Source organism: Planotetraspora mira (assembly GCF_016863275.1).
Lineage (GTDB): Bacteria > Actinomycetota > Actinomycetes > Streptosporangiales > Streptosporangiaceae > Planotetraspora > Planotetraspora mira.
Map to the genome: position 1 here is coordinate 1 of NZ_BOOO01000064.1, position 18,035 is coordinate 18,035.

Here is an 18,035-nt window from a genome sequence, read left to right on the forward strand (position 1 = left end):
AGTCAGCCTGGGCGGCTCGATCGCCGACGCCGGTGATGCCCTGAGTGCCCATCTGACGGTCAGACGGTCCCCAAATGGTCCCCACCTCAAGGTCGTCTAGCTGACCCGCTGATCTATCCGACATGAAGAAAGGCATCTTGCTCACTGCCATCCGGCGAATGACCCGATTGAGTCTGCCGGAGGCGCTTGTGACCGCTGCCCAATTCCACTCAGCGGGATCACCGAGTCGCTGCAGGGTTGTCGCCCACGCCGAGGCACGCTTTTCCGTGTTGTGGTTCGTATGGCTCCATCGCAGTTCCTGTGTCCCGACCGATCCGCCGTAGTAGAGCTGAATGAGGCCCCAGCCTTCGCAGCAGTACCGGAAGGCTGCATCTCCAAGCGCTCCCGGAAGCAGGTCGATTCGCCTGGCCATGGGATCCGGCCCCGACCCGACGACGAACAACGCCAGGTGTCGTCCCCGTGGACCGTCGGGAACGTCTGGGGCGGCTTGGAACTCCCGCAGTTCGCAGTCCGGTTCCGAGTCGGATTCGAAGACACGGAACAAGCCGAGATCGAACACTGTCTCGAGGACCGATAACCAATCGTCGTCAGCAGCGTAGAAGTCGAGGTTCGGCACCATCTCACTATCGCGGTCGGCGCAACACCACCGCCAGCCAGAACTTCCGCTCATCGGCACGAGAGCGCGGATCGCGGCATGACAGTACGCTTCGAGATTCCGGGATCGAGGTATCCCGATGCCCTGATCTTCGCACCGGGCGACGGCGACGGCACACCGCCGCGATAATCCACACGCGCAATCCAGCGGCACCCCTCGGGGCCACGCCTTGCCTCAGCATCGTTCGTTGGTCACCGGTGGCGGTACATCAACAAATACCCCGATCCGATGCCATGAATAGCACGTTGATCAAGTGCACGAGTCATTTGTCCGGCCACTGTGTCGGTATCTGATCGCTCGGCTCAGTAGGCGCGGGGAGGGCGTCTCCTGCCGGCAGGGTGACGGTGACGGCCAGTCCGCCCTCGGCGTTCGGTGCCGCCGCGACCGTGCCATCGTGCGCGTCCACAATGGACCTGACGATGGCGAGGCCCAGACCGGTCGATCTGGCGCCCGCGGTGCGGTCGGACTTCAGCCGCTGGAACGGCTCGAACAGCCGGTCGACCTCCGCCGGGGCGATGGCTTCACCGCTGTTGCGTACCGTGACGACCGCCTCCCCGTCGCGGCCACCGGTGTCCACCTGGATCCAACCGCCCGGATGGTTGTGCCGGATCGCGTTGTCCACCAGGTTGCGCACCAGGCGATCGAGCAGGACCGGGTCGCCGACGACCAGGGCGGGGCGCAGGTCGGTGGTCACGGACAGGCCAGCGGCCTCGGCCTCGTCGTCCGCCTCGCTCAGCGCACCGGCCGCGGCCACAGCCAGATCGTGTGCCTCGTGGGCGATGACGCCGCTGTCGCTGCGGGCCAGTGCCAGCAGGCCGTCCAGCAGGCGTTCGGCCCGGCCGTTAGCGGCCAACACGCGGCGTGCCATGGCCTCCCACTGTTCGTGCGTGCTTTCCCGCTTGGCCAGCAGCACTTCGGCGCCGGTACGGACGATCGCGAGCGGGGTACGCAGCTCGTGCGAGGCGTCGGCGACGAATCTTCGCTGGCTGCTGAAGGAGGCTTCCAACCTGGCCACCATCTCGTCGAAGGTGTCGGCCAGTTCCTTGAGCTCGTCGCGCGGCCCGGTGAGCGCGACACGCTCGTGCAGCCGGTCCTGCGAGATCCGCCGGGTGGCGGCGGTGAGTGTCCGCAGCGGCCGGAGCATGCGGCCGGCGACGACCCAGGAGACACCTAGCCCCACCATCGCAGTGATCCCCAGCGCGATCGCCGAGGTTCCGGCGGTGTTGAGGAGCGTGTCGGCGCGCAACCGGGCAATCTCGGCATCATCGCGGTGCATTGCCACGACCTTCGGATCGCTTCCGGGCTGATCGATGAAAGCCGCTTTCACCTCATCCGGGGTCGGGCCATGGATGTTCCTGTAGAGGCTCTGGTACAGCAGCGCGTAGTTCAGCGCGAGGAGCGCCGCGCAGGTCGCCACGAGCACGACCGCATACACGAGGGTCAGCCGCAGCCGGATCGACGGGTGCTTCCACCGCGGCCTCATAGCCGGTACCCCGCGCCGACGACGGTCTGGATCAGCGGCGGGTCGCCCAGCTTGCGGCGCAGCCGGGCCATGGTGACCCGGACGGTGCCGGTGAACGGGTCCGCGTGCTCGTCCCACACCCGTTCCAGCAGGTCCTCAGCACTGACGACGGCGCCGTCGGCGCCCATCAGGACCTCCAGCACGGCCAGCTCCTTCGTGGTCAGCGGGATGACGCGGCCGTCGCGGGTGACGACGCGCCGAGCGGTGTCGAAGGTCAGGCCGGCACGCTGGAGCACCCGCGGCGCGTTGTTGGCCCGGCGCGCCAGCGCGCGGATCCGCAGCACCAACTCGTCGAAGACGAATGGCTTGGGCAGGTAGTCGTCGGCGCCGAGCATCAGGCCGGCGACCCGGTCCGCCGCCTCCCCTGCCGCGGTGAGCATGAGGATCCGGGCGTCGTTGCCGCCCCCGGTCAGTGCGATGCACACCTGGTCGCCGTGGACGAGCGGCAGGTCCCGGTCGAGCACGACCACGTCGTACCGGTTCGCGGCGGCCTTGTGCAGGCCGTCGAGGCCGTCGGTCGCGAGGTCGACCGCGAGACCCCGGTCCCGTAGCCCGTCGGCGACCTGTTCGGCCAGCAGCAACTCGTCCTCGATCAGCAGCACTCGCACCCTGACAATCCTCCCTGCTCCAGCAGTTTCGGCAATGGGGCATTACACCGGCGTTACAGGCGCTGTGACGGTGCCGTTGCGGGCCCGCTGCTCCACTGGGCCTACCGAATCAGAGGAGATCGCCGATGAGAAAGAGATTCCTGGTCGGCTGCCTGTTACCACTGGGGCTGGTCACGGCGGCCGCCTGTTCGACATCGGACGACGGCAGGGGCGTGGCCTCGGTGGGCGGCACCGCCGCACCGAGCGCTACGCCGAGCCTCAGCCGGCTCGATCTACTGACCAGATTTTCGCAGTGCATGCGGGAGCACGGCGTGCCGATGACGGACCCGGAGGTCGACGGCGACACCGTCAGACAAGGGCACGCCGACAAGGGGGCCGCCAGAGACAAACTGTTCCCGGCGGAGGACGCGTGCAAGCAGTACCGCCCCGCTCAGGAGGTCGGCCCCGTGATGGATCTGAAGAACGAGCTGGCGCGCCAGGAAGCGCGCTGCATGCGGGAGCACGGGGTGGAGAACTACCCCGACCCGGGGCCCGACGGCACCCGGGTCCCCTCGGAGGTCGGGGCCGACCCGGACTTCATGGACGCGAGGGAGACGTGCCGCGCGCAGACGGATGCGGAGTTTGCGTCGCGCGCGCCGAGCCCTGGAGCCACACGGTGATGACGACCCGGCAGACGATGCTGGCTGGACACCGACGCCCGAGGCCAACGCGGTGCACACATGGTCGCCGTGGACGAGCGGCAGGTCTCGGTCGAGCACGACCACGTCGTCGGCAATCGAGCATTACACCGGCGTTACAAGCGCTGTGACGGTGCCGTTGCGGGCTCGCTGCTCCACTGGACCCATCGGACCAAAGGAGATCGCTGATGAGAAAGAGATTCCTGGTCGGCTGCCTATTACCACTTTTGCTGGTCACGGCGGCCGCCTGTTCGACATCGGACGACGGCAGGGGCGTGGCCTCGGTGGGCGGCTCCGCCGCACCGAGTGCGACGCCGAGCCTCAGCGAGTTGGAGCAGGCAATCAGGTACACGCGGTGCATGCGGGAGCACGGCGTACCGATGTCCGACCCGCAGGTCGTCAACGGCGACGTCCGGATGGGGGGTGGGTTCGACAAGGACGCGCTGGGCCCGGACGTGGGGGCCAGGGCGCAAGAGGCGTGCAAGCAGTATGAGCCCGTCATGCCCGCCGGCTTGGCCGCGGTGAAGGCGGAGTTGGCCCGCGAGGAGTCGCGGTGCATGCGGGAGCACGGGGTGGAGAACTTCCCGGACCCTGACGCCGAAGCTCATGTCGACGTCTCCGAGCAGGTCCGCAAGGATCCGCAGTACGACCAGGCGAAAGCCTTTTGCAGGGAGTACATCCGGTCGTACCGCCCGAGCGCGGAAGCGACGCCGAGATGACCAGCCGCTCTGGAGCGCGCCGGCGTGGCCGCGCCGGCGCTGTGGTCGGTACGGTCGTGCTCGCTGCGGGGGCGGCGACCGTGGCCGCGGTCGGGTTCGGCGGCGATGGCACGGACACGCCGACCGCGGCGGACCTGCCGCCGGGCACCGCGCAGGTCACTCGGCAGACGATGTTGGACACCGACGAGGTGCCAGGGGATCTCGGCTACAACGCCGAGACCACGCTGGCCGGTCGGATCGCGGGTGTCGTCACCAAGGTGCCGCTGGCGGGTGACGTCGTCCGCCGGGGCCGGCCGATCTACCGGGTGGACAACCGGCCGGTGGTGCTGATGTACGGCGCCGTGGCCGCGTACCGGACGCTCGCCCCGGGGGTCACCGGCGCGGACGTACGGCAGCTTGAAGAGAACCTGAAGGCCCTCGGCTACGGCGGATTCACGGTGGACAACACGTACACGGCACTGACCGCGACCGCGGTGAAGCGCTGGCAGAAGGATCTGCGCCTGTCGCAGACCGGTCAGGTCGAGCAGGGACGAGTGCTGTTCGCGCCGGGCGCGATCCGGGTCGACAGTGTCACGACCGGGGTGAACCAGTCCACCGGCGGCGGGCAAAAGGTGTTGCAGTACACCGGGACCGGCCGCCAGGTGACGGCCCGGCTCGAGGTGTCCAAACAGCGACTGGCCCGCAAAGGCGTGAAGGTGCAGGTCCAGATGCCCGGCGGCAAGAAGGTGACCGGCCGGGTGGACCGCGTCTACACGGTGGTCGAGCAGCCGACCGACGCGGGCAGCGAGGCGGAGACCTGGATCGAGACCGTCGTCTCGCTGGCCGACCCCAAGGCTGCCGTGGGGATCGAGGCGGCCGTGGTCAACGTGGTCTTCACCGCGGCCGAGCGCAAGAACGTGCTCACCGTGCCCGTCGGGGCGCTGGTGGCGCTGGCCGAGGGCGGCTACGGCGTCGAGGTCGTCGAGGGATCCACCACGCACTACATCAAGGTGGAGACCGGCCTGTTCGCGAACGGCCGGGTCGAGATCACCGGCGACGGGCTGAACGAGGGCATGACCGTGGGGATGCCGCAATGATCGAACTGACCGACGTGACGAAGGTGTACCCCGGTGACGTGCACGCGCTCGCCGGCGTCACCCTGAGCATCGGCGCCGGCGAACTGGTCGCGGTCGTTGGCCCGTCCGGCTCGGGCAAGTCCACCATGCTGCACATGCTGGGCACGCTCGACCGGCCCACCTCCGGCCGGGTGGTCGTCGACGGGTACGACGTGTCGCGGTTGTCCGACCGGCAGCTGTCGGCCCTGCGCGCGAGCCGGATCGGCTTCGTGTTCCAGCAGTTCCACCTGGCCACCGGCCTGCCGGCGCTGGACAACGTGGCCGACGGCCTGCTCTATGCCGGGGTCGGCCTGGCCGAGCGGAGGCGGCGGGCCGAGGCGACGCTGGAGCGGGTCGGACTCGGACACCGGCTCGACCACGAGCCGCACGAGCTGTCCGGTGGCGAGAAGCAGCGCGTGGCCATCGCCCGGGCGGTGATCGGCGATCCCGCGCTGCTGCTCGCCGACGAGCCGACCGGCAACCTCGACTCCGTTTCCGGCCACGGCGTCATGGCGGTGCTGCGGGAGCTGCACGCCGCCGGTACCACGGTCGTGGTCATCACGCACGACCGTGAGGTCGCCGCCGGCCTCGACCGGCACGTGCACATGCGCGATGGCCGGCTGGTCGGCGACGGCGTCACCACGCCGCAGGTTGCGGGGGTGGCCGAGTGATGACCGCGCCACAAACCCGCCCCCGGCTCACGCCCGCCCACCTGGCCCCACGTGACGTGGCCCGGGTTGGCGCGGCCGGGTTGCGCGCCCGGCCGACCCGGGCGCTGCTGTCCGCGCTGGGTATCGCGATCGGCATCGCCGCGATGGTCGCCGTGGTGGGCATCTCGTCCTCCTCCCACGAACAACTCAACCGTCAGCTCGCCGCACTCGGCACCAACCTGCTCACCGTCTCGCCCGGGCAGAACCTCAATGGCCAGGACGCGAAGCTGCCCGCCGAGGCCGAGGCGATGATTGCGCGGATCGGCCCGGTCACCGCCGTCGCGGCTACGGGGACGATCCGCGACGCCAAGGTGTACCGCTCGGACAAGATCCCCAAGGTGGAGACCAACGGGCTGACCGTGTCGGCCGCCCGTTTGAGCCTGCCGCGGGCCGTCGGCGCAACTCTGCGCAGCGGCGTCTGGCTGAACGACGTCACCGGCCGGTACCCCGCGGCGGTGATCGGCGCCGACACGGCCGAGCGGCTCGGCATCGGCCGGCCCAGCCCGCAGACGGAGATCCTGGTCGGCGGCGAACGGTTCACCGTGATCGGCGTGCTCAACCCGGTCCCGCTCGCGCCCGAACTCGACACGGCCGTCCTGATCGGCTGGGACATCGCCACCGACCTGTTCCGCTTCGACGGGCGGGCGACCACCGTCTACACCAGGTCGCGGGACAGCCAGGTCGAGGCGGTCCACAGCGTCCTGGCCGCCACCGCCAACCCGCAGACACCGGGCGACGTCAGCGTGTCCCGCCCCTCGGACGTGTTAGCCGCAAGCCGAGCGGCAGACGTCACCCTGAACGGGTTGCTGCTCGGCCTGGGCGCGGTGGCGCTGCTGGTGGGCGGCGTCGGGGTGGCCAACACGATGGTGATCTCGGTGCTGGAGCGCCGAGCCGAGATCGGGCTACGCCGTTCGCTCGGCGCCACCCGAGGACAGATCCGGCTCCAGTTCCTCGCCGAGTCGCTCCTGCTGTCCACACTTGGCGGCGTCGGCGGAGTACTGCTCGGCATCGCCGTCACCACCGGATACGCCGCGTACCAGAGCTGGCCGGCAGTCGTACCGGCCTGGGCGACCGCGGGCGGACTCGCCGCCACCGTGCTCATCGGTGGCGTCGCCGGGCTCTACCCGGCGATCCGCGCGGCGCGGCTGTCCCCGACCGAAGCGCTGGCCACACCCTGACCGCACGTCGGCGCCGTCCAACGTGGACGGCGCAGACGCCCGGCAGCGGCGGCGTTACGTACCGCAAGCACACCGCAACCTCCGACCGAGCTACGAGCAGGGATCGCCACCAGCCCCGAGGCCCTACGAACCCTGTGCCACCGAGAGAGCGAGTCCGGCCCATGGGGATGGCAACGCACGGCTCTCGCCTGCTCGATCATCACGCACATCTCCGCCAGGATCCTCACCCAGCTCACTCGCCGGGCCTGCGACCTGACTGATCTCAAATCCGACTTGAGCAAGGCCCTGCGGGGCTCGACCGACAGCATGGAGCAGGCACACGCCGAGTGGAAAGCGGTGCGCCGAGCCTGGCAGGGATACCTCGCGCCAAGGCCCGCCAACCCCTCTCTACGTCAGCAACACCTCACACTCGTAACGGTGGGCCTGGGGCGACTTCTGTACGCCAATCCGCTCTGGACTCCGGCTCCTCAGAACGCCGCACCGTCCATGACGCTCGACGCGATCGCACCGACCCCGACCGACATGGCGCCCCTCATCCAGGCAACGCTCGACGCCTTCGAAGCACTGATGGTCATCGCCCGACGAGACCGACGAGACGTGAGCCACGCGCGCAGGCCGCAACCCGTCAATGGCGGCAGAAGTGGGAGGCGCGCTGGCGGAGTACAAGGAGTTGAACCGGCCAAAGACTCGCACATCGTGGGCCCTCAGCGAGGCTGCACTACTAGCTGCCGATCCTGACCTGAGGCCAGCGCTCTGGCAGGACATCAACCTCCTGGAGCTGCGCCGGGACCCTGCGGCATTCACACGACGGACTGCACAACAGCGTCCAGGCACCCGCGAACACCTGGAATGGCTCGCATCCCGTACAGCGGTGTCCGACACCCGGGTCGACCTGTCCGCCATTGTTAGACGCACCGCATCCTCTGCCGCCCCCGTTCCTCCTCACAGAGAACCCGCGCAGCGAGGCACGAACCGCAGGCAATGAGGGCAACCATGTATGTGATACGGCGACGGGTGGTCGCGTAGATCAGCAGCGTCGCGTAACGGTGCCGGTCTCAGAGCGAAGTCGTCCACGCACACCACCTGCGTAACCAGCAGGGCGCTGGTGGGCAACGCCAGTCGTGGTGCTGGAACGCCGGACGGCTCCGGAAATGTGACAACTGGACCGGTTGAAGGCGCCTCCCTACCATTGGTCCTGTGCGGCTGAAAGTCCTCGGACCCGTGGAACTCATCGTGGCCGGGCAGGCCGTACCGGCCGGACCGCCGAAGGAGCGAGCCCTCCTGGCCCTCCTCGCGATGCACGCCGACCGCGTGCTCCCCGCGGACCTCCTGGCCGACCGCCTGTGGTCCGGCAACCCGCCGGCCAGAGCCCAGGGGAGCCTGCAGGTGTACGTCTCCAACCTGCGCCGGCGGCTGGAGCCCGACCGGCGGCCCGGCGCGACCCCGACCGTCCTGGTCACCGCTGCCGACGGGTACGGCCTGATGACCGGCGGGCTCGGCCTCGACACGAGGGACTTCGAGACGCTCATGTCGGCCGGATTCGGCCATCTGGCCGAGGGACGGCACGAGGAGGCGGCGTCCGCCCTCGCCGAGGCGCTCGACCTGTGGCGGGGTGACCCGTACGCGGACGTGCGTTCCGAGGAGTGGGCGCAGCCGGAGATCGGCCGTCTGGAACAGGTGCGGCTGGACGCGGTGGAGGGGCTGGCCGCGGCCCTGCTGGAGCTGGGCCGCCACACGGACGTGGTCGCGCGGCTGGACCCGTTCGTCCGCGAACACCCCCTGCGGGAGCGTGCCTGGGAACTGCTGGTGCTGGCCCACTACCGGGCGGGCCGGCAGGCGGCGGCCCTCGAATGCCTGCGCAGGGTGCGGGAGGTGCTCGCCGGGGAGCTGGGCATCGACCCCGGGCCGCGGCTGCGGGAGCTCGAAGGCGCGGTGCTGCGCCAGGACGCCACGCTGCTCCCGCCGGAGCGGCCCGCCATGCCGTCACCCCCGCAGACGCCTCCGACGCGGACGCCGAAACAGACGACGGCACGCAGGGCTCCCGAGTCCGCGGCGGACCAGCCCGTCTTCGTCGGCCGCGAGAGCACGCTGGAGTTCCTGAACGAGGCGGCGAGGGCGTCGTCCGCCGCCGGGCAGGTCGTGCTGGTGGACGGCGAGCCGGGCGTCGGCAAGACGAGCCTGCTGAAGCGGTTCCGCGCGACCGCCGACGTGCCGGTCGGCTGGGGGTCGAGTCCCGACCACGAGACCGCGCCCGCCCTGTGGCCCTGGGAACGAGTCCTGCGCAACCTCGCCGCCGCGGCTCCGGAGGCCGCCCTGCCCGACGAGGTGGGCACGTTCCTGTCGGGCGGGCCGGAGGCGATCCCGGCGTCCGATGCGCAGGGGGCGCGGCTGCGGTTCTTCGAGGCGGTCGGCACGTTCCTGGCCGGCGCCGGCCCGGTGATTGTCGTGCTGGAGGACATCCACGCGGCCGACGACGCGACGCTGCGGCTGCTGGTCCACGTGGCGTCCACCGCCCGGCCGGGCCTGCTGCTGGTGGCGACCTTCCGGCGGCACGAGGCGTCGGCGCTCACCGGCACGCTGTCGGCGCTGTCGCGGCTCGGCGCGCGCAGGCTCGGGCTCGACGGGCTCGCCACCGAGGAGGTCCGCGCGCTCGTCCGCGAGTTGTCCGGCCGCGACCCGGGCAGCCGCAAGGCCGAGGAGCTGCGCGGGCGCACCGCCGGCAACCCGTTCTTCCTCGCGGAGCTGGCCCGGGCGGGCGAGGAGCTGCCGCAGGGCGTGCTGGACGTCGTGCTGCACCGGGTGGCGGGCCTGGGCGAGGAGGCGGCCCGCGTGCTGGAGCTCGCCGCCGTGATCGGCGACGAGTTCGAGGCGGGCGTCCTGGCCCAGGTCGCCGGCGGCACGGTCGGCGACCTGCTGCCGCCGCTCGACAGGGCCCTCGACGCGGGGCTGATCCGGGAGTCGTCGTACCGGCTGGGCGTTTACGAGTTCGCGCACGCCCTGGTGACCGACGCGTTGCTGTCGCACCGGTCGCGGCTGTGGCGGGCGCGTGTGCACGAGCAGGTCGCCGGCGTCCTCACCCGCGTCCACGGGGACCGGGACGACCGCGCGGCGGTGATCGCGCGGCACTGGCTGGCGGCGGCGGAGCTGGGCGCGGAGCCCGCCCGCATGGCGATGGGCTACTCCGCCCGCGCCGCGCGGGCGGCCCTGCGGCGGCACGCGCCCGACGACGCGGCCGTGTCGTGGCAGGAGGCGCTGGCGGCGGCCGAGCTGGCCGGGGCCGGCGCGGCCGAGCGGTTCGAGCTCGCCGTCGCGCTGGCCGAGAGCCGCTACGCCGCCGGGCGGTTCGACGAGGGCTACGAGGCGGTCGAGCAGGCGCTCGCCATGGCCGGCGCCGACCTGGACAAGGCCGTCAGGGCCGCCGACATCGCGATGGGACACGGCGTCTGGGTGCCCTTCCGGTACGGCCTGGACGTGGCTGCCGTGCGGGACTCGATGGACCGGGCCGTGCGAGAGCTGCCGCCCTCCACACCGGCCTGGGCGACGGCACAGGCCGTCCGGGCCGTCGTGCTCGCCCAGACCGGTCGCGAGGACGAGGTCGACCCGGTCTCGTCGCAGGCCGTGGTGGCGGCCGAGCGCCTGGGCGACCCCGCCCTGCTGCGGCGCGTGCTCCACCTGCGACTGCTCGCCATGCAGGGACAGGACTTCATCGAGCAGCGCGCCGAGACCGCGTGGCGCCTGCTGGCCGAGCCGGACCTGTCGTCCCAGCTCAGGGTGATCGCGCAGCTTCACCTCGTCGTTCATCTCGTGGAGCACGGCAGGGTGCCGCAGGCCCGCGCGCTGCTGACGGAGATCGACACGCTGCTGCGCGACCTGCACAATCCCACGCTGGCGCTGCAGGCGGCGGTGGCGCATGTGGGGCTCGACCTGTTCCAGGGCGTGCCGGAACCGGCCCGCCACTTCGAGCTCGTCAGGGCGACGCTGTCGTTCGCCGATCTCGCATACTTCGAGGTGAGCATGCTCGCCGTACGGGCCGAGACGCTCATCCACGAGGACCGCCTCGGCGAGGAGGCGGCATGGATCGAGGAGATGTTCCGGCGTACCGGCCTGGCAGGGCTCGCCTATGTCCTGGCGTACGCGCTGGCGGACCTGGGCGAGCACGAGCGCGCCCGGCGGCTTCTGCATGAGACCCCTCTGCCGCCGCGCGACTACAACTGGGCGATGACCACCATGTCCCGGTTACACGCGGCGATCCGGCTCGGCGAACTGGACGTCGCGCGGGAGGTCTACGACGCGTTCCGTCCCTTCGTCGGGCTGCTGCACGTGAACGGCACGTGCACCACCGTCGACGGGGCGTACGACGGCCACATGGGGGAGGCGCTGCTGGCGCTCGGGGACCGCGAGGGGGCACGGGCCCACCTGCGGGAGGCGGTGCGCCTGCTGGAGCAGGCGGGCGCGGGCTACTGGCTGGCAAGGGCCCGACAAGCCCTCGACAAGTGCACGTAGAGGCGGGTCGCGCACTCTGTTTCCGACACGTGAGGGAACAGACTGATGATCACACCAGAACACCTGACCGGCTTCCTGATGATGCACGCCGGTTTCCGCACCGAGTTCGGCCGCCTGGCCGAGGCGTGCGCGAACCCGCGTGACGACGCGCACGAGGAGCTGCTGGAGGAGCAGCTCGCGCTCGTGCTGGACATGCTGCACGCCCACCACTCGCACGAGGACGCCGGCCTGTGGCCCACGCTCGTCGGCCGCGCCCCGGAGGCGGCGGACGTGCTGGCCGAGCTGGAGTCCGAGCACTCCGTGCTCGACCCGCTCATCGCGGCCGCCTCCGATCGCGGGGTGCCCCTGGCCGTGCGCGCGCCCACCCTGCGGCGGCTGCACGAGCTCGTCAACGAGCACCTCGACCACGAGGAGCGGATTGCCGTGCCGCTCATGCTCCGCCACCTCACTCTCGACGACGTCGAGGCCGACAAGCGCCAGGCGATGGACGACTTCGGCCGCCGCCGGGTCCCCGTCATCTTCGGCTGGCTCGCCTCGAGTGCGGACGCCGACCTGCTCGCGGCGTCGTACGCCGACCTGCCCGTCGTGGCCCGGCTCATGTTCCGCCTGTTCTGGTGGCCGGCCTACCGGCGGCGCTTCACCCGCCTGTACGGCGCCACCGCCCCCGCAAACGCTCTCTTGGAGTCGTGATGACCACATCCGCATCGACCACGTGGCCGCGCGAGGCGGCCGAGATTTTCGACCGCGCCATGGTCTGCGAGTACGCCTCGCTCACCCGGGACGGCCGGCCCGTCACCTGGGCCGTCACGCCGTACGTCGGCGCGGGCGGCACGCTCGACGTGAGCACCGGGCTCACCTACCCCGACAAGGCCGAGCGCGCCCGGCGCGACCCGCGCGTCGCGCTGCTCTACTCCAGCGCCGAGGGCACCGAACTGGACCGGGCACCCATCGTCCTCGTACAGGGCCGGGCGACCGTACACGACGCGGATCTGCAGGCCAACACCGACCGGTACGTCCGCGAGTCGCTCGCCAAGACCGGTGCCGGGTTCGCCGAGATGCCGTGGTTCCTGGTGAAGCGGCTGGGGTGGTATTTCGCCCGCATCTGGGTGGAGGTCACCCCCGAGAGGATCGTCTGGTGGCCCGAGGGCGACCTGTCCAGGACGCCCGAGATCTGGACGGGCCCGGGGGACGTCGCGGTCCCCGCCTCCGATCCCGCCCCCACGGGCCCCCGGCTGCCGAGCCGGTTGGCCCCGCCGGCGGACTGGCGGCCCTTCGCCGACCGCGCGGCACGTCTGGGCGAGTCCGTCGTCACCATGGTCGCCGACGGCATGCCGCTGGCCGTGCGCACCCGCTCCGCCGTACGCACCGAGGCCGGCTTCGACCTGCGGCTGCCCGCGGGCGTCCAGGCGGCCGAGGGGCCGGTGTGCCTGACCTTCCACCGCCACGGCCCGGCCATGGAGTGGCAGGAGAACGTGGTGCTCGTCGGGACCGCGACCGGAGAGGGCGACCGGCTGAGCGTGCGGGTCGAGCGGGCCCTGAACGACTGGAGTCTCTCCGGGAACCGCCGCGAGCGGAACCGCTCGTTCCTCGGCCAGGGCAGAATGCTCAGGAAGCGCCTGAAGGCCGAGGCCGCCCGTCGCGGCCAGCCCGTCCCCCGCGTCCGCCGCCCCACGCCTGGCTCCGTCCGTGAATCCGCCGGAGCGTGACGGCCTGCGGCGGTGAAGCCATGAGCGCGCAGCCGGTTCATGCTCCTCGATTCGATCCGCAGGCGATGCTCCAGGCGCTGCCGGAGAGGTGGCGGCCGGTTTTTCTCGCGCGGTATCGAGAGGCGTGGGAGGCGGCCCAGGAGCCGGGTGAGTACCACCGGCCACCCGAACTTCTCAATCTGTGGTGGCAGAACTCGATCGCGTTCGCCGATCCCTCCTATGGGCAGCGCGCGCAGGAGGCGGCTCGTGGGGTGGGCGAGTTGGTTTCCCTGGAGGAGGCCGTCCCCGACTGGGAGGAGCGAGTGGCACGGGCGCGACGGTCGTGACCTACCACGCGCCGATCAGGGCCGGCGTCAAGTTGAGGTCTCAACCCAGGTAGAGCACCAAGACGACGTTCTGGATCTGGCCGGCGAGTGCACCGACGGTAGCCGCGAGCGTCACAGCGCGCCTGTTCGGATGAGCGAAGACCACGCGCACTCCCTCGACGGTGCCGGCGCCGAGGTGACGTTGCCGCCGCTCCGCGGGGACGACCCCCGCTCCTGGGGCGCGCGGATACGGGCCTTGCATAGGCCGGCGAGCAAGAACGAGACCGCGTCGACGGCGATGGCAGCCGGCGCGGACAGGAGCGAAACCACTACGCCACCCACAGCTGAGCCTGTCGTGCAGGACGCGGCGAAGCGGACACAAGCGGCTCTTCAGCGGACTCCAAGAGGGTCTTCCTACTGTCGTCGGCACAAGCGGAAACCCGCTTGCCGATCTCAGAGGAGAGAAACCGTCATGCGTATGTCACGTCTGGCCGCGCTCGCCACCGCCGCCGCTGTCACCGGAATCACCCCGTTCCTCCCGGCGGTTCAGGCCGTCGCCGACACCGGAGAGGTCACGGTCGTCCTGACGCAGGGCAAGAGCCTGTACCCGCAGACCGAGGGGTACCTGCTCCAGAAGTGTCCCTCGACCGCGCCCTACGTCGTCAGTGCCGGCGGCTCGGCCGCCACCGGGAACTCGAGCGATCACAAGTTCGGCCGCTACGACAACATCTACACGACCGACGACGGACGCTCGGTGCGGATGAACATCCGCAACACCCAGACGCTACTGGAGGCGGGGAAGTCGCATCACGATGTGGTCCTGTCGTACAACCTGACGATCACATGCTCCAACGTGAACCACGGAAAGCCTCAGGAGTACGGCCTCTCGACCCGTTCGTTTCTGCCGCTCCACGGTGAGGCGACGCTCGCCTCGGCGTGCCCCACCGAGAACCACACCCTGGTCCTCCGGTCCACCGAGAGCCATGGTGACGGCACCGTCGTGACCGATCGCCAGGAGGGGCTGCACACCGACAGCTACACGTTCCAGCACGACGACGACTATGTCATGGGCTGGGCCGTGGTCACCGTCTACTGCGGCTAGCGGAACCAGACCTCCTCGAGGGGATTCGGCGGGCTCCTCCGCCGCGAGACGGGCGTGGGCGGTTCCGGGGGACATACGTTGGGGTCAATGAAGGATCTCCACGCCGGGCCCGCCCGGGCGACGACGGGGCCGGGCCGTCGGACCGGCCGCCATGGTCGCGGCGTCGCTCGCGGGGCGCCGTGGGTCGCTTCGTAGGCGCGGTCGTCGACACCCCAGGGCAAGCTCGGCGATCAGCCTCTTGAGATTGGATCGGGCCCAGAGCCTCCGCAGAGAGCTGCCGGGCTTATCGCCAGAGGACTCGAACCAGACTCTTCCCCTGTCGATCAGTTCACGCTGATCCGGATGCGAGGTCAGGCCGGGCAACTGAGTCCAGACCCGTTCACGCTGGTTCACCGCGTGTGGCTCTCGACTTGGCTCCCCTTTGGGCGCTCAGCCAATCACGCTTCTGATGTCGGGCGACCCGAGAGGCGTCAGGAGATGCTGCCGCGCACGAGGCTGGCGAGCATGGCCACCCGGTCGACAAGATCGCCATCACTGTCTGACCGTACCCGCGCCGGCATCGCCGGCTCTTGAGATTGCGGACGTGGAGGGCCCGCCTTCCCGGCAGGGAGACGGGCCCAGATCGTTCACGGGCAACCATGAGAAGCCGGCGAAACGGTCACCCCGCCTTGGAGATGTCGACGATCTTGCCCGCCGGCGGCGGCGTCAGCGTGACCTTCTTGCCGTAGTCGAGGAAGTCGAGGAACGCCGAGTCGTCGGTGCCGCTGCCGATGCGAAGGATGTACGGCTCGCCCTCCGCCGCCACCCACACCTTGTCTCCGTCGGCAGCTTGAAGGGTCATGGCCGACACACCGCGGATGTCCGTAGGGGCGGCCACCTTCAGGCTGTCGGCATCCGGTATCACCTGATCGAGCATCTTGTCGAAGTCGACGAACCCTGAGAAGTCGCCGACGCCCTTCGCCGTCGTGAGCGTCTTGATGTATTTGCCTTTCATCAGGCTCGCGGTGTCCTTGCCCATCGTCCTCTCGTAGAACACCTTGTCGCCCGAGATGTAAACGTCCTTGCCGATAACCGTCATCTCCATGCGGCCACTGTCGGACATCGAGATGTGGCCGGTGCCGCCCTTCCCGCGCACCATGGCCGTATCCATGTCGAAGTCCTGGCCGTCAGCGGTGAAGGTGCCGTGGAGGTGGAGGGAGCCGGCGGAGGCCAAGGCCTCACGCGACTGCTTGACGATCTCGGCGGCGGAGAGCGCCTCCAGGCCGGTGCTCGACGGAGAGGTTGTCGGGCCGGCGTCGGCTGCGGCCGGGGCGGTGGTCTTCGCGGGGGCAGCCGGGTCGGTCCCCCCGCAGCCGGCGAGCAGGCCGAGGGCCAGCACACCGGAGGCCGCCGCCAGGAGAGAGCGGCGGTGAAGGCGCGTCCTGCTCATGTGATGGCGAGAGGGCGCGCTCGATAGATCTGTGCACATGCCCGCTACGACGTCCAGCATGTCTGAGCGGTTGGCCGCCTGCATGAGACCGTGTCAAAAGCGTCATCATTCCGCGAAAACCACCGCCGACCAGCAACGATGCGTTCGCAGCCCGTATCAATGATCTTCGACTGGTGTTCATGGGGTCGAGTGTGCAGTTCAGCTGCGGCCGAGTGTCCGGGCTGTCAGCTTGGGAAGTCTTTCGACACGATGCGGTCTGACCTGCGAAAACGCTGACCTGGGCATATGTGAGTCGACTGACCGGAGTCCCCGTGAATCCCTGCTGATTGCCGACCCTACGGGCACGCAACGGGCACGCTGAACGCTTCCAGTCTGCTTTGGCCGGACTGATCTGCGTGCTAAGGCAGGTCTAGTTGGTTGTGCAGTTCCCGGCGCAGTGTCCCGATGACCCGCTCGCAGATCGCATTGGAGCACGCCGTCGACTACACCCGATGGCGACGATCGGTACCGACGTGTCCGGGTGACCCACCCGTTCCATCCCCTGTCCGGGCGCGATTTTGAGTTCGTCGTTCATCGCCGTAACTGGGGTGAGGACCGGGTCTACTGCCGCGACGAGGACGGCGGCCTGTTCTCGCTGCCAGCTGCGTGGACGGATGTGGCAGGGGCCGATCCGTTCGTGGTCGCGGCGGACGGGCGCTGCCCCTTCACCGCTGATGGGCTGGCGCTCGGCAAAATGATCGATCGTTGACATGCTCGGGCAGAACACGGATCTTGGTTGAGTGCCGTCTTGCCGGGAGTCGTCTGCCACTCACCCGAGGAGTTCGCGATGAAACAGCCCCATCGATGGCAGGAAGGCCAGGTAGTCGATGTGGGCACGCCCTCAAGCTCGTTCGCGTGCGTTTCCAGAGTGTCGATCAGCGTCTGCGGCTCGCCGCACTGCGGCGGCACGATGAGGTCGGTGCCTGGCGCCACCAGGGGCAGCACGTCCTCCTGACGCTCCGGCCGCGCCATCGCTGCCCGCCCGCGCTCCGTCATCATGTACCCCCTTTGGGTCATGACCGTGTCTGGGGCACGTACCTCAGCCTATGGCGAGTCACGGCAAACCTTCGTCAAGCGCCAGCATGCGCTTGATGAACCACCTGTTCGGTCTTGAGCCTGCCCAAACTGCTCGATGCCGCCCGGCTTCACCGCCGACTTGCCCGCCGGTATACGCCCTCCCCCGGCCCTCACCGCCTTCCACGAGGCGCACGACTGCGTCAGCGTGGTCTCCCCTTCCCCCGCACACGCCGAACTCCCCGCACGGTGGGAAGACAGAAGACGGAGGCTCGCCCACGCCTCGGCCCCGGCTCTCACGCTCACCCACCTGACCCGCTACCCCGAAACCGTCATATGCGCCGCGATACTGCCGTCCCCTACTGGACGGAGGCGGCACGACGATTCCACGCCGGCGAGGATCACAGCCGTCCAGACTCGGAAGACTTCGCCGCCGAACTCCGGCGACGGCTCTCGCTAACCGACGACCTCTACCTGCAGACCAACAACATGAGCGTCTACGCCCAGCACCACGTCTGGCGTCATCAGTCAGGTGAAATAGATCAGATCGAATGGGACTACGAGCTGGAGCCCTCTCCAGACCTATCTGATTCACCGCAGGTCAGCTTCCCCACGTGGATCAAATCGGGCGAGAACTGACATCCGCGAACGGTCTCATCATCAGGAAGCGCCCGCCGGCTGGGCGACGAGGACCGCTACACGTGAGCACGCCCCAGCGGCCAGGACGCGCGGTCTTCGTCACATCGACCGTGAACCCTGCTCCGCCGGCGAGCA

16 protein-coding genes are annotated in these 18,035 nt (G+C 69.8%); 12 read left to right on the plus strand and 4 right to left on the minus strand.

What is annotated here, in order from left to right; all coding sequences use genetic code 11:
* The 3 genes from Pmi06nite_RS41040 to Pmi06nite_RS41050 form a co-directional block, all read right to left on the minus strand.
* On the minus strand, positions 1-619 hold a 619-nt coding region (locus Pmi06nite_RS41040), incomplete at its 3' end, for a hypothetical protein (RefSeq protein ID WP_203958668.1).
* Between the two features lie 298 nt (positions 620-917).
* Positions 918-2,078 carry a sensor histidine kinase gene (locus Pmi06nite_RS41045; RefSeq protein WP_203958669.1) on the minus strand — a complete coding sequence of 387 codons (1,161 nt, stop codon included), beginning with the start codon at positions 2,076-2,078 and terminating at the stop codon, positions 918-920.
* Positions 2,079-2,134: 56 nt separating this feature from the next.
* Positions 2,135-2,785: a response regulator transcription factor gene (locus tag Pmi06nite_RS41050; RefSeq protein ID WP_203958670.1), complete on the minus strand. Its 651-nt coding sequence runs from the start codon at positions 2,783-2,785 to the stop codon at positions 2,135-2,137.
* A 125-nt stretch (positions 2,786-2,910) separates the two neighbouring features.
* Here Pmi06nite_RS41050 and Pmi06nite_RS41055 point away from each other — a divergent pair, with 125 nt between their 5' ends.
* From Pmi06nite_RS41055 to Pmi06nite_RS41100, 10 genes are all read left to right on the plus strand, one after another.
* Entirely contained in the window at positions 2,911-3,444 is a 534-nt protein-coding gene (locus Pmi06nite_RS41055) for a hypothetical protein (protein ID WP_203958671.1), read from the plus strand.
* A gap of 206 nt (positions 3,445-3,650) precedes the next feature.
* Positions 3,651-4,181 carry a hypothetical protein gene (locus Pmi06nite_RS41060; protein ID WP_203958672.1) on the plus strand — a complete coding sequence of 177 codons (531 nt, stop codon included), beginning with the start codon at positions 3,651-3,653 and terminating at the stop codon, positions 4,179-4,181.
* Entirely contained in the window at positions 4,178-5,257 is a 1,080-nt protein-coding gene (locus Pmi06nite_RS41065; protein WP_203958673.1) for an efflux RND transporter periplasmic adaptor subunit, read from the plus strand. Before Pmi06nite_RS41060 ends, Pmi06nite_RS41065 begins: the two co-directional genes overlap by 4 nt.
* Complete coding sequence (locus Pmi06nite_RS41070; protein ID WP_203958674.1) at positions 5,254-5,946, plus strand: ABC transporter ATP-binding protein; 693 nt, start codon at positions 5,254-5,256, stop codon at positions 5,944-5,946. Before Pmi06nite_RS41065 ends, Pmi06nite_RS41070 begins: the two co-directional genes overlap by 4 nt.
* Positions 5,946-7,163 (plus strand): ABC transporter permease, encoded by a 1,218-nt coding sequence (locus tag Pmi06nite_RS41075; RefSeq protein ID WP_203958675.1) that lies wholly within the window; start codon positions 5,946-5,948, stop codon positions 7,161-7,163. Before Pmi06nite_RS41070 ends, Pmi06nite_RS41075 begins: the two co-directional genes overlap by 1 nt.
* A gap of 1,197 nt (positions 7,164-8,360) precedes the next feature.
* On the plus strand, positions 8,361-11,666 hold the full coding sequence (locus tag Pmi06nite_RS41080; protein WP_203958676.1) for an ATP-binding protein: 3,306 nt from the start codon (positions 8,361-8,363) through the stop codon (positions 11,664-11,666).
* Between the two features lie 45 nt (positions 11,667-11,711).
* Positions 11,712-12,356 carry a hemerythrin domain-containing protein gene (locus Pmi06nite_RS41085; RefSeq protein ID WP_203958677.1) on the plus strand — a complete coding sequence of 215 codons (645 nt, stop codon included), beginning with the start codon at positions 11,712-11,714 and terminating at the stop codon, positions 12,354-12,356.
* Positions 12,356-13,372, plus strand: coding sequence for a pyridoxamine 5'-phosphate oxidase family protein (locus Pmi06nite_RS41090; protein ID WP_203958678.1), 1,017 nt, complete (start codon positions 12,356-12,358; stop codon positions 13,370-13,372). Before Pmi06nite_RS41085 ends, Pmi06nite_RS41090 begins: the two co-directional genes overlap by 1 nt.
* Positions 13,373-13,392: 20 nt before the next feature.
* Complete coding sequence (locus Pmi06nite_RS41095) at positions 13,393-13,698, plus strand: DUF6247 family protein (RefSeq protein WP_203958679.1); 306 nt, start codon at positions 13,393-13,395, stop codon at positions 13,696-13,698.
* Positions 13,699-14,149: 451 nt separating this feature from the next.
* Positions 14,150-14,779 carry a hypothetical protein gene (locus tag Pmi06nite_RS41100; protein ID WP_203958680.1) on the plus strand — a complete coding sequence of 210 codons (630 nt, stop codon included), beginning with the start codon at positions 14,150-14,152 and terminating at the stop codon, positions 14,777-14,779.
* Between the two features lie 658 nt (positions 14,780-15,437).
* On the opposite strand, the gene Pmi06nite_RS41105 is transcribed toward Pmi06nite_RS41100, so the two are convergent.
* Positions 15,438-16,208, minus strand: a complete 771-nt coding sequence (locus Pmi06nite_RS41105; protein ID WP_203958681.1) for a hypothetical protein — start codon at positions 16,206-16,208, stop codon at positions 15,438-15,440.
* A 520-nt stretch (positions 16,209-16,728) separates the two neighbouring features.
* Between Pmi06nite_RS41105 and Pmi06nite_RS41110 the strand changes: the two genes are divergently transcribed.
* Positions 16,729-16,956 carry a DUF5372 family protein gene (locus Pmi06nite_RS41110; RefSeq protein WP_203958682.1) on the plus strand — a complete coding sequence of 76 codons (228 nt, stop codon included), beginning with the start codon at positions 16,729-16,731 and terminating at the stop codon, positions 16,954-16,956.
* Between the two features lie 641 nt (positions 16,957-17,597).
* The gene (locus Pmi06nite_RS41115; RefSeq protein ID WP_203958683.1) at positions 17,598-17,900 is read left to right on the plus strand and encodes a hypothetical protein; all 303 of its coding nucleotides are present in this window, start codon (positions 17,598-17,600) and stop codon (positions 17,898-17,900) included.
* The last annotated feature ends 135 nt before the right edge of the window (positions 17,901-18,035 follow it).